An 11,700-nucleotide genomic window follows, 5' to 3' on the forward strand; every position below is an offset into this window, starting at 1 on the left:
GCGGGCCCCCCCACGGCGGGTCAGTCGAGGACCGCGGTGGCCTCGACCTCCAGCAGCAGGCCGGGCTCGGCCAGCGCGGCGACGCCGATGCCGGTGAGCGGCGCGATCGGGGTGACGCCCAGCTTCGCGGCGGCCCTGGCGACCCCCTCGGCGAACAGGGGCATCTTCTCCGGCGTCCAGTCGACGACGTAGACGGTCAACTTCACCACGTCGGCGAACGTGGCGCCGACCTCGGCCAGCGCGGTGCCGACGTTGAGGTAGCACTGCTCGGCCTGCGCGGCGAAGTCGCCGTCGCCGACGTGGCGACCGTCGGCGTCGAGCGAGACCTGGCCCGCGATGAACACCAGCCTCGACCCGGTGGCGACCGACACCTGCCGGTAGAGGTCGACCTTCGGCAGACCCTCGGGGTTCACCAGGGTGATGGGCATGCTGACTCCTTGCGGCGAGAACGGCGGGACCCTCTGAACATAGCAGTGCAATGCTATGTAATCTTCTCCCATGGTCAGGACGAAGGATCCGGCGGTCCGCACCCTGCTCCTCGAACGCGCCGCGCACATGCTCCGCACCCGCCAGCCCATCACCCTGCGCTCGCTGGTGGCCGGGACCGGGGTGTCGACGATGGCCGTCTACACCCACTTCGAGGGCATGGACGGCATGTGGAAGGCACTGCGGCAGGAGGGCTTCACCCGGCTCGCGGCCCGGTTCGCGCTGGTGGAGATGTCCGCGGACCCGGTGCTGGACCTGACCGCGCTGGTGGCCGCCTACCTCCGCAACGCGCTGGACCACCCCGACCTGTACCGGGTCATGTTCGACGCCGACTTCGACCTCGAAGACCTCGGCGCGGCGGACGCGACGCTGGAGCACATGGTCCAGGCCGTCGTCCGGGGTCGGGCGGCCGAGCGCTTCCGCGCCGACGTCGTCCCGCTCGACCTGGCCACCCAGAGCTGGGTCGTCGGCCACGGGCTGGTGTCCCTGGTCGCCACCGGCCCGCTGCCGGACCAGGCGCTCGACCACGGCCCCGTCCTGCTGACCTCGCTGTTCACCGGCGCGGGGGACCGGCCGGACCGGTGCCGCGCCTCGGTCGAACGGGGCTGGCGGGTCGGGTAGCGGTCAGGACCAGGAACGGGTGGTGCTCGCCCGCACCGGGACCTCGACCGTCGTGTCGTCGGAACCGGGGACCGGGTCTTGGAGGTGCGCCGTCGAGTACTCGTGCACCAGCCGGAAGCCCCCGTCGTCCCGCGCCCACGACGTCAGCGACCCGGTGGCCACCACGGAGGCGCGCGCGACGGCGAGCAGGTCCCGCTCCGGCACCCCTTCGAGCAGGTACCGCAGCAGGTACGCGGTGACCTCGTGGGCGAACAGCAGCACCCGCCTGCCCTCGTGGTCGCGTTCCAGGTCGCCCAGCAGCGACCGCAGTCGAAGCGCCACGTCGGCCCACGACTCGCCGCCCGGCGGCCGGTGGTAGAACTCGCCGAGCCGTTGCCTGCGGATCAGCTCGTCCGGGTACCGCAGGGCCACCCCGCGCGCGGTCAGCAGGTCCAGGACCCCCGGTTCGCGGTCGCGCAGGCGCTCGTCCACGACCTGCGTCGGCTGGTAGTCCAGCTCGCGGGTGGCGAACCACGCCGTGCCCAGCGTCCGCAGGTAGGGCGAGCACACGACCACGTCCGGCCGCTGGTCGACGGGCACCGCCGCGAGCCACCGCCCGACGGCGCGGGCCTGCTCCTCGCCGCGCGGCGACAGCGGCACGTCCGCGTCCCGCTCGGGGACGTCGATGACGTCGAGCCCGGTGGCCTCGGCGTGCTGCCTGGCGACGTCGCCGGTGCTCTCCCCGTGCCTGACCACACCGATCCACCCGAGATGCGTCACGCGGTGGTACGTACCCACTTCTCGTGCGCTAAAACCCACACCATGAACCAGTACGTCGACACCTACTGCGAGCGGTTGGCCCCCGGTCTGTGGGGCGAACCGCTCAACGCGCTCAGCAACCTCGCGTTCCTGCTGGCCGCTGCGGTGCTGTGGTTCCGCTACCGGCCGGAGGACCGGAGCATGCGGGCACTGGTGGCGCTGCTGGCGCTGATCGGGTTGGGCAGCCTCTCGTTCCACACGGCGGCCACCGAGCTGACGCGGGTGTTCGACGTGCTGTTCATCGCGCTGTTCGTGTTCTTCTACGTGGTCTGCTTCGGGCACTGGTTCTGGGGCCTGCCGTGGCCGAGGGCGTGGCTGTTCGCGCCCGCGCTGGCACTGCTGGGCGTGCTGCTCATCCCGGTGTCGCTGCTGATCCCGGCCGGGTCGGGGTCGTACCTGGCGGCCGGGGTGGCGCTGGTGGGGCTGGCCGTGGCGCTGCGGTTCTTCGGGCCGGACGGGACGCGGCACCACTGGCGCGCGTTCGGGATCGCGGCCGTGGTGTTCGCGGTGTCGCTGACGCTGCGGACCGTCGACCTCAGCGCGTGCACCGGGTGGCCGACGGGCACCCACTACCTCTGGCACCTGCTGAACGCCGTCGTCCTCTACCTGGTCGCCCGCGAGGCGATGATCCGGGTCAGTCCTCCTCGATGAACGCGGGCAGCCTGCCCGCCCGCACCTCGGCCACGAGCCTCCCGTGGTCGGACTCGGTCTGGTCGGCGTAGTCGAACGCGTACTTCGCGAACGCCTCGTCCAACTCCTCGCCGTCGTCCGCGCAGTAGCCCGCGAGCAGCCGCGGGTCGACGGACCGGGTGTGCGCGCGGGCCAGCAGGGCGCCCGCGAAGCGGCCGTAGTCGTCCAGGTCGTCCCGCTTGAGCGTGGTCGCGTCGATCTCGCCCTTGCGGTTGCGGAACTGGCGGACGATGTAGTCGCGGCCGTCGATGGTCGTCCAGCCGAGCAGGATGTCCGTCTCGGCCTGCACCAGCCGCGCGCCGTGCACGATCCGCTTGCCCTGGTGCTTGCTCGGCGGCACGTCGAGGAACGGCTCCAGCGCCGACGGCCGCGCCTCCTTGACCTGGAGGATCAGCGCCTCGTCGCCGTTGCCGTGCAGCAGCACCAGGTAGTTGCGCAGGCCGACGCTGCCCGTGCCGACGACGCGGAAGGCCACGTCGGACACCCCGTAGCGCATGATCAGGTTGCGGCGGGACTCGCGCAGCGAGTCCACGTAGGACGGCAGGGAGGCGACGACCTCGGCCGCGGTCCGCTCGGTGACCTTGGTCAGCACCGGCGGGTCCTCGAGGAACCGCCAGTGCTCGCCCTGCTTGCGGGTCCACTTCGCGGCGACCTTCGCGCTGGTGTTCTTGCGCGCCTTGGACGCGGCCTTGCTGAACTCGTCGATCAGGTCGTTCGCCTTCGCCTTGTTCAGCACCGACTCGTCGCCGAGCGCGCTCCACGAGTCCAGGAACGGCAGTTCCGCCATGTGCCTCATCGCGCCCCGGTACGCGCGCACGGTGTCCTCGACGGCGTCGCGGCAGCCCTTGTCCGACACGCCGCCCTCGCGGCCCGCCAGCACGAGGCTGGTCACGAGCCTCTTCAGGTCCCACTCCCACGGCCCGGGGAGGGTCTCGTCGAAGTCATTGACGTCCATCACGATCTGGCCCTCGGGCGTCCCGTACAGGCCGAAGTTCGCCGCGTGCGCGTCCCCGCACAACTGGACGTCGACGCCGCTGCGCGGGCTTACCGCGAGGTCGCCCGCCATCAGGCCCGCGCTGCCGCGGAAGAACGAGAACGGCGACGCGACCATCCGCCCGATCCGCAGCGGGACCAGCGTTTCCAGCCTGCCCTCGTTGCTCGCCCGCACGTAGTCCGGGATGGACGGCCGGTCGACCGCGAGCAGCGCCTTCCGGTGCGCCTGGTGCCCGACGGCGTCCCGCAGCGCCCGTCCGGCCGCGTGCACCTCCTCCGGCTCCGTCCACCGGCCAAGAGCCGCCGCCGCTTCCGCCCGCACCCGTTCACCCATGAACGGCATCATGCAACGCGAACGGGCACCTCACGACGTGTATGACACATCGTGAGGTGCCCGCGTGCCCATCGTGACTATCGCTTGACGATCTCGGCGATGGCGTCCACGCCGAGGTCGATCTCCTCCGCCGTGATCACCAGCGGGGGCGCCACGCGCAGGGTCGAGTCGTGCGTCTCCTTGCACAGCACGCCGCGGGCGGCCAGCGCCTCGGACGCCTCCCGGCCCTTCGGCCCGCCCGCCGAGATCTCCACCCCGGCCCACAGCCCGCGACCGCGGACCTCGGACACGCCGTGGCCGACGAGGTCGCCGAGCCTGGCGTGCAGGTAGGCGCCGAGTTCGCGCGAGCGCTCCTGGTACTCGCCGGTGGCCAGCAGCTTCACGACCGCGCGCCCGATGGCGCAGGCCAGCGGGTTGCCGCCGAACGTGGACCCGTGCTCGCCTGGCTTGAGGACGCCCAGCACCGACCGGGTGCCGACCACGGCCGACACCGGCATGATCCCGCCGCCGAGCGCCTTGCCCAGCGTGTACAGGTCGGCGCGCACGCCCGCGTGGTCGAGCGCCAGCAGCTCGCCGGTCCGGCCGAGACCGGACTGGATCTCGTCGGCGATCATCAGCACGTCGTTCTCGTCGCAGATCCGGCGCACGGCGGCCAGGTAGCCGTCCGGCGGCACGACGATGCCGGCTTCGCCCTGGATGGGCTCGATCAGCACGGCGGCGGTCCGGTCCGTGATGGCGTTCCGCAGCGCCTGCTCGTCGCCGTAGGCCACGACCGAGAAGCCGGGCGTGAACGGGCCGAAGTCGGCGCGCGCCACCTCGTCGGTGGAGAACGACACGATGGTGGTCGTGCGGCCGTGGAAGTTCGCGCCCGCGACGACGATCTCCGCCGTGCCCGCCGGGACGCCCTTGACCTGGTAGGCCCACTTGCGGGCCACCTTGATCGCGGACTCGACGGCCTCGGCGCCGGAGTTCATCGTCAGCACCATCTCGGTGCCGGTGAGGTCGGCCAGCTCCCGGCAGAACAGGCCGAACTGGTCGTGGTGGAACGCGCGGCTGGTCAGCGTGACGCGGCCGAGCTGCTCGACGGCCGCGGCGATCAGCGCGGGGTGGCGGTGGCCGAAGTTGAGGGACGAGTAGCCGGACAGGAAGTCCAGGTAGCGACGACCGTCCACGTCCGTCACCCACGCGCCCTCGCCGTGGGAGATCACGACCGGCAGCGGGTGGTAGTTGTGCGTGCTCCAGTGCTCGTCCAGCGCGATGAAGTCGGCCCCGCTGGTCGGGGCCTCTGTGGTGGGAGCGGCGATGGCGGTCATAGGACAAGGCTAAGGGGCGGATGGCGGCGATTTCATCCGTCAGCCGTTGCGCAGGTGTCAGGTTTCTTGCGCAATCGGGGTGATCGACGGAGATCCGTTGCGTACCGAGCGGAGTGATCACCGCCTGGCTACCCTGCGACGATGGCGAAGAAGTCGGCTCACGTCCCCTCCGTCCGCGACGTGCTGGAGGTGGACCCGGCCGGGGTCGACCTCGCGGCGATCGACCCGGCCGCCACGCCGGTCGGTCCGACGAACAAGGCCGACGCCGCGAAGGCCATGGAGGCCATCGGCGTCGAGCTGGACCAGCTCCAGGAGAACCTCTACGCCGAGGGCGTCGGCGGTGGTCGGCGGCGGGTGCTCGTCGTGCTCCAGGGCATGGACACCTCCGGCAAGGGCGGCACGATCAGCCACGTCGCCGGGCTGATGAACCCGCAGGGCCTGCGCGTGGTGTCGTTCAAGAAGCCCACCCGCGCGGAGCTGTCGCACGACTTCCTCTGGCGGATCCGCAGGCAGGTGCCCGGTCCGGGGCAGATCGGCTTCTTCGACCGGTCGCACTACGAGGACGTGCTGGTCCCGAGGGTGGACGAGCTGGTGCCGCCGTCGACCTGGCAGGCCAGGTACCAGCAGATCAACGACTTCGAGGCCGAGCTGGCCGAGTCCGGCGTGACGATCGTGAAGTGCTTCCTGCACATCTCGCCGGAGAAGCAGAAGGAGCGGCTGGTCGCCCGGCTCCAGACGCCGGAGAAGCTCTGGAAGTACAACCCGTCCGACCTCGCGGTGCGGGCCAAGTGGTCGCGGTACCAGGAGGCGTACACCGACCTGCTGGCCAAGTGCTCGTCGCGGGCCGCGCCCTGGTACGCCGTGCCGTCCGACCGCAAGTGGTACCGCAACTGGGCCGTCGCCGAGTTGCTGCTGCACGCCCTGCGCGACCTCGCGCCCACGTATCCTGTGCCCGCGTACGACCCCGCGGTGGAGCTGGCCAAGCTGACCGAGGCGGATCCGTTGCGCTAGGCGCAATCTTCGTTGCATCCCTTGTCCGGGCGCAGTGGTCTAGGCCACTGTGGGTCCTGCCGCCAGGGATCAACGGAGGTGTTCGTGACGATCGACAGGCGACGGTTCCTCGGAGCCATGGGTGTTGGGGCGGGGATGCTGGTGACCGGTGAGGCCGCTGCGGCGCAACTACGTGCGGAGTCCCGCGTGTACCTCGGGACGTACACGACGTGGCCGGGCGGGGGCACCGGGATCGGGCTGGCCTCCTACGACCAGACCACCGGGCAGCTCCGCGCCACCGGCGTGTTCCCCGGTGTGGCGAACCCGTCGTTCGTCATCGAGTCGGGCCGCACCCTCTACGCGGTGAACGAGCAGGGCAGCGGGTCCGTCACGGCCATCGCCGTCGGCGCGGGCGGCGGGCTGCGGATCATCAACGCGCAGAGCACCGGCGGAGCGGACCCGTGCCACCTGGCGCTGGACCCGTCCGGGCGGTACCTGCTGTCCGCGAACTACTCGTCGGGCAGCGTCTCGGTCCACCCGGTGAAGGCCGACGGCGGACTGGGCGCGCGCACGGACCTGGTGACGCACCAGGGCTCCGGGCCGGACCGCGAACGCCAGGAGGGCCCGCACGCCCACCAGGTGCTCCCGGACCTCGCGGGCAAGCACCTGCTGGCCGTCGACCTCGGCACCGACTCCGTCTACAGCTACCGGCTCGACACGACCACCGGGAAGCTCGCGCTCGTCGGCACCGCGAAGGTGAAGCCCGGCGCCGGTCCGCGGCACCTCGCGTTCCACCCGACCGGCAAGTTCGCCTACATCGCGAACGAGCTGGACTCCACGATCGTGGCCGCCTCCTACGACGCCGACCGCGGGGTGCTGACCCCCGGCCAGGCGCTGCGGACCGTGCCCGTGGGAGCGCCCGCCACCCCGCGGAACTACCCGGCGGAGGTCGTCGTGTCGGCGGACGGGCGGTTCGTCTACCTGTCCAACCGCGGCCACGACAGCGTGGCGCTGTTCGCCGTCGAGCAGGGCGGCGCGCGGCTGCGGTTCGTCGAGGCCGTGCCCACCGGCGGCAAGTTCCCGCGGCACGTCACGTTCGACCCGTCCGGGCGATTCCTGTTCGCCGCCAACCAGAACTCGAACACGGTGACGTCGTTCCGGGTCGACCTGGCCACCGGCCGGTTGACCGCTTCCGGGGTGCCGCTGTCGTCGCCGATCCCGGTCTGCGTGGTGCCCACCCGGCTGGGTTAACGGCCTTCCGGGCCGACTGTCCACAGTGGTACCGCTATCACCATGGGTATCGCTGCCGCGTTGGTCTTGAGCTTGGTCATGGTTCCCGCGCCGGTGGCGTCGGAGTACGTCGCGCTGGGCGACTCCTACGCCGCCGGTGTCGGGAGCGGGAGCTCGGGTGAGTGCGGCCGGAGCGCTTCCGCGCACCCGAGCCTGTGGAACGCCGAGCACTCGCCCGCCGCCTTCCGGTTCGTCGCGTGCACCGGCGCGACCACGCAGGACGTGCTGGACGGCCAGGTGGCGTCGCTGTCGTCCACGACGACCCTGGTGACCCTCACCGTGGGCGGGAACGACATCGGGTTCACCGAGGTGATGACGACCTGCACGCTCAGCTCGGACGAGGGGTGCGAGGCCGCCGTCGCCCAGGCGGGCGAGGTGATCCGCACCGAGCTGCCCGGTCGGCTGGAGCGGCTGCTGGCCGAGGTCCGGGCCAGGGCCCCGATCGCGCAGGTCGTCCTCCTCGGCTACCCCAGGCTCTTCGAGTCCGGGGATTGCGTGAGCGGGACGTCCGCGGCGAAGCGCGCGGCGGTGAACAGCGGCGCCGACTCGCTGGCGGCCACGACGGCCGCCGCGGCGCAGGCGGCGGGCGTGGCCTTCGTGGACGTGCGGGAGGCGTTCACCGGGCACGGGATCTGCGGGGCGGACCCGTGGCTGCACTCGATCACGCTGCCCGTCCGCGACTCCTACCACCCGAACCGGAACGGGCAGACCGGCTACCTGCGGGCGCTGGAGGCGGAACTCCGGTAGTCACCGGCTCCGGGTTAACCGGTTGGCACCGGACCGGTCGTTCCGACCATGATGCGGGCGTGGAATCAACGAACGGGCTGCGGAAGGTGTCGGCCACGCGCTACGTGACCCCCTTCCGCGAAGGCGGGTCCCTGCCGGGGCTGGTCGAGGCGGACGACCTCGGGATGTACGTGCTCAAGTTCCGGGGCGCCGGGCAGGGCATCAAGGCGCTCATCGCCGAGATCGTGGTGGGGGAACTGGCGCGACGGCTTGACTTCCGGGTGCCGGAGGTCGTGCTGGTCGACGTCGACCCCGAACTGGCGCGGTCCGAGCCGGACGAGGAGATCCAGGACCTGCTGCGGGCCAGCGGCGGGGTCAACCTCGGCCTGGACTTCCTGCCCGGTTCCTTCGACTACAACCCGGTCGTGCGCGAGCCCGACGTCGAGACGGCCACGCGGCTGCTGTGGCTCGACGGCCTGGTGCTGAACGTCGACCGGAGCTGGCGCAACCCGAACACCCTGCTGTGGCACCGGCAGTTGTGGCTGATCGACCACGGCGCCGCGCTGTACTTCCACCACGGCTGGCGCGCGGATCGCTTCCCCGCCAAGGAGTACCGGTTCGACGCAGGCGACCACCTGATGCTGCCGTTCGCCGGCCCGCTGGCGGACGTCGACGCCGACCTGGCCGCGAAGGTGACCCCGGAGCTGCTGCGGGAGGTACTGGCGCTGGTCCCGGACGAGTGGTTGGCGCAGGACCAGGTGTTCGACGGCGCGGACGCCGTGCGCGAGGCGTACCTGGCGTACTTCGCCGCTCGCCTCGCCGGGCCCCGTGCGTGGGTCGACGTGCTGGAGGTGGCTCGTGCCGCACGTGTTTGAGTACGCCGTGCTGCGGGCGGTTCCCCGCGTCGAGCGCGGTGAGTTCGTCAACGTCGGGGTGCTCCTGTACTGCCCCGACCTGGACTTCCTGTGCGCCAGGACGTTCGTGGACGTCGCTCGGGTGCGGGCGCTGGACCCCGGCGTCGACGTCGAGCTGCTGGAGGCCGCCCTGCGGCACCTCGGGTCGTCGTGCGACGGGGCCGCCGACGCCGGTCCGGTGTCGGGGACGACCCGCGGCCAGCGGTTCCGGTGGCTGACCGCGCCGCGGAGCACGGTGATCCAGACCTCGCCCACGCACACGGGGTTCACCACCGACCCCGACGCCGAGGTGAACCGGCTGCTCGCCGCGCTCGTGATGCCACTGGGTGACTAGGGTGGCAACCTCTCCGCTCGCGCCGCGTCTCTTAGGGGCAAGAGCGGTTGACCGGAGCATCCATCCAGATCGGGGTTGGCGAACATGAGCGCTGGATACCAGCAGGGGTACCAGCAACCGCCCGCGCGCAGGCCGATGCCGCAGCGGCGCAAGGTGAAGAAGGGCCGGGTGTTCCTGGCCATCGTCTTCGTGCTGTTGCTGGTCCTGGTCGGGTTGTACTTCTACGTCGACTCGTCGTTGCGGCGTTCCAACGCGCTGCCGGACTACGAGGGGCGGCCCGCCGACACACCCGGCACCAACTGGTTGCTGGTCGGCTCGGACGCCCGCGACGACCTCACCCAGGAGCAGAAGGACGCGCTGTCGACCGGTGACGCGGGCGGCAAGCGGACCGACACCATCATGCTCCTGCACATCCCGGCGGGTTCCGGGAAGTCGACGCTGGTGAGCCTGCCGCGCGACTCCTATGTGGACATCCCGGGCGAGGGGAAGAACAAGATCAACGCCGCGTTCGCGCTCGGTGGCGCGCCGCTGCTGGCGCAGACCGTCGAAGGCGTGACCGGGATCCACCTCGACCACTACATGGAGATCGGCTTCGGCGGGTTCGCGGGCATCGTGGACGCCGTCGGCGGCGTCGACATGTGCATCGAGGAGCCGATGCAGGACCCGTTGGCGGGCCTGGACCTCAAGCCCGGCTGCCAGGAGCTGGACGGCACGCAGGCGCTCGGGTTCGTGCGCACGCGGGCCTTCGCCACGGCCGACCTCCAGCGGGTGCAGAACCAGCGCAAGTTCCTGTCCGCGCTGTCGGACCGGGCGACGAGCCCGGCCACGCTGCTGAACCCGTTCCGCGCGTTCCCGCTGCTGTTCGCGAGCACCGATTCCATCTCGGTGAACGACGACGACAGCCTGTTCAACCTCGGCGGGCTCGCGTTCGGGATGGGCGGCGGCGTGGACACGGCGACCGTGCCCGTCGGCGGCACGCCGACGCTCGACGGCGTCGGGTCGGTCGTGCAGTGGGACCGGGAGAACGCCCTGCGCCTGTTCGGCGCGCTGGAGAAGGACGAACCGGTCCCCGCGGACCTGTTGCAGCAGCCCGGCTAGTAGTCGATCAACTGGCGATCGGGCCGTCGAGCTCCTGCTCGGCGGCCTTTTCGTCGTTCTCGGCCGGACTCTTCGCCTTGCTGGCCGCCATGATGCCGTCGAGCTCGCGCATGAGGTCGTCGTAGATCGGCGTTAATGACATTGAGTTACCCCCAAGTACGTCGTGGTCCCCCGAACGGATCAACGAACTGTACTCATGGATGAGCCCTGATATCACCAGGTATTGGGTAAGCCGATGGTCACATCGCTAACTGTCGGCTAAACACATGAAGCAATACGGCGTTATGTGCTGGTCACACATGTGCCGACCCGGAGGCCCCTCGCTAGCGTCGACGGCATGAACAGTGGGCTCCGTCACAGCGGCGACGACCTCGCGGGCCGCACGGCACTCGTCACGGGGGCGGGAGGCGGCATCGGCCGCGCCTGCGCCGTGGCGCTGAGCGAGGCCGGGGCGAAGGTCCACCTGGTCGACCGGGACGCCGACGCGGTGCGCGCGGTGGCCGCCGAGACCGGCGGTACGGAGCACGTGGTCGACCTCTCCTCCGCCGACCCGACCCGCGACCTGCCCCGCGAGGTCGACATCCTGGTCAACAACGCCGGGCTCCAGCACGTGGCGCCGATCCACGAGTTCCCGCCGGAGCGGTTCGAGCTGATCCAACGGGTCATGCTCACCGCCCCGTTCCTGCTGATGCGGCACTGCCTGCCGCACATGCGCTCGCACGGCTGGGGCCGGGTCGTCAACCTCACCAGCGTCCACGGCCTGCGCGCCAGCGCGTTCAAGGCCGCCTACGTCGCCGCGAAGCACGGCCTGGAGGGGCTGAGCAAGGTCGCCGCGCTGGAGGGCGCCGAGCACGGCGTGACGAGCAACTGCGTGAGCCCCGGCTACGTGCGCACACCGCTGGTGGAGGGGCAGGTCGCCGAACAGGCCCGCGCGCACGGCGTCCCGGAGGACCGCGTGCTCGCCGAGGTGATGCTCCAGCGCACCGCCATCAAGCGGCTCATCGAGCCCGAGGACGTCGCGGCGACCGTGCTCTGGTTGTGCGGCAAGCACTCCGGGCACGTGACCGGCTCCACGTTCACGATCGACGGCGGCTGGACCGCCCAGTAGACGCC

The 11,700-nt window shown here is 71.2% G+C and carries 13 protein-coding genes; 9 read left to right on the forward strand and 4 right to left on the reverse strand.

Annotation, left to right across the window (positions count from 1 at the left end):
* Positions 1 to 20: 20 nt before the first annotated feature.
* A complete protein-coding gene (locus tag NZH93_RS38605) occupies positions 21 to 428 on the reverse strand; it encodes a RidA family protein (protein ID WP_259628257.1) in 408 nt (135 codons plus the stop codon).
* Between the two features lie 70 nt (positions 429 to 498).
* Between NZH93_RS38605 and NZH93_RS38610 the strand changes: the two genes are divergently transcribed.
* Positions 499 to 1,107, forward strand: coding sequence for a TetR/AcrR family transcriptional regulator (locus tag NZH93_RS38610; RefSeq protein ID WP_259628258.1), 609 nt, complete (start codon positions 499 to 501; stop codon positions 1,105 to 1,107).
* 3 nt (positions 1,108 to 1,110) lie between these two features.
* Here NZH93_RS38610 and NZH93_RS38615 read toward each other — a convergent pair whose 3' ends face one another.
* The gene (locus tag NZH93_RS38615) at positions 1,111 to 1,866 is read right to left on the reverse strand and encodes a histidine phosphatase family protein (RefSeq protein WP_259628259.1); all 756 of its coding nucleotides are present in this window, start codon (positions 1,864 to 1,866) and stop codon (positions 1,111 to 1,113) included.
* Between the two features lie 42 nt (positions 1,867 to 1,908).
* On the opposite strand from NZH93_RS38615, the gene NZH93_RS38620 reads away from it, so the two are divergent.
* Entirely contained in the window at positions 1,909 to 2,556 is a 648-nt protein-coding gene (locus tag NZH93_RS38620) for a ceramidase domain-containing protein (protein WP_259628260.1), read from the forward strand.
* Here the strand turns inward: NZH93_RS38620 and NZH93_RS38625 are convergent.
* On the reverse strand, positions 2,540 to 3,922 hold the full coding sequence (locus NZH93_RS38625; RefSeq protein WP_259628261.1) for a DUF2252 domain-containing protein: 1,383 nt from the start codon (positions 3,920 to 3,922) through the stop codon (positions 2,540 to 2,542). The two genes, NZH93_RS38620 and NZH93_RS38625, sit on opposite strands and share 17 nt — an antisense overlap.
* Before the next feature lie 77 nt (positions 3,923 to 3,999).
* A complete protein-coding gene (gene rocD, locus NZH93_RS38630) occupies positions 4,000 to 5,235 on the reverse strand; it encodes an ornithine--oxo-acid transaminase (RefSeq protein WP_259628262.1) in 1,236 nt (411 codons plus the stop codon).
* 141 nt (positions 5,236 to 5,376) lie between these two features.
* Here rocD and NZH93_RS38635 point away from each other — a divergent pair, with 141 nt between their 5' ends.
* From NZH93_RS38635 to NZH93_RS38665, 7 genes are all read left to right on the forward strand, one after another.
* Positions 5,377 to 6,246: a PPK2 family polyphosphate kinase gene (locus NZH93_RS38635; protein WP_259628263.1), complete on the forward strand. Its 870-nt coding sequence runs from the start codon at positions 5,377 to 5,379 to the stop codon at positions 6,244 to 6,246.
* Positions 6,247 to 6,330: 84 nt separating this feature from the next.
* A complete protein-coding gene (locus tag NZH93_RS38640; protein ID WP_259628264.1) occupies positions 6,331 to 7,476 on the forward strand; it encodes a lactonase family protein in 1,146 nt (381 codons plus the stop codon).
* Between the two features lie 42 nt (positions 7,477 to 7,518).
* Positions 7,519 to 8,262 carry an SGNH/GDSL hydrolase family protein gene (locus tag NZH93_RS38645; RefSeq protein ID WP_259628265.1) on the forward strand — a complete coding sequence of 248 codons (744 nt, stop codon included), beginning with the start codon at positions 7,519 to 7,521 and terminating at the stop codon, positions 8,260 to 8,262.
* Between the two features lie 59 nt (positions 8,263 to 8,321).
* On the forward strand, positions 8,322 to 9,116 hold the full coding sequence (locus tag NZH93_RS38650) for a HipA family kinase (RefSeq protein WP_259628266.1): 795 nt from the start codon (positions 8,322 to 8,324) through the stop codon (positions 9,114 to 9,116).
* Positions 9,100 to 9,489 (forward strand): DUF3037 domain-containing protein, encoded by a 390-nt coding sequence (locus NZH93_RS38655; protein WP_259628267.1) that lies wholly within the window; start codon positions 9,100 to 9,102, stop codon positions 9,487 to 9,489. The genes NZH93_RS38650 and NZH93_RS38655 overlap by 17 nt, the downstream gene beginning before the upstream one ends.
* Before the next feature lie 84 nt (positions 9,490 to 9,573).
* Complete coding sequence (locus tag NZH93_RS38660; protein WP_259628268.1) at positions 9,574 to 10,587, forward strand: LCP family protein; 1,014 nt, start codon at positions 9,574 to 9,576, stop codon at positions 10,585 to 10,587.
* Between the two features lie 337 nt (positions 10,588 to 10,924).
* A complete protein-coding gene (locus NZH93_RS38665; protein WP_259628269.1) occupies positions 10,925 to 11,695 on the forward strand; it encodes a 3-hydroxybutyrate dehydrogenase in 771 nt (256 codons plus the stop codon).
* The last annotated feature ends 5 nt before the right edge of the window (positions 11,696 to 11,700 follow it).

The sequence above is a fragment of the Umezawaea endophytica genome (assembly GCF_025061645.1).
In the GTDB taxonomy this organism is placed as follows: Bacteria; Actinomycetota; Actinomycetes; order Mycobacteriales; family Pseudonocardiaceae; genus Umezawaea; species Umezawaea endophytica.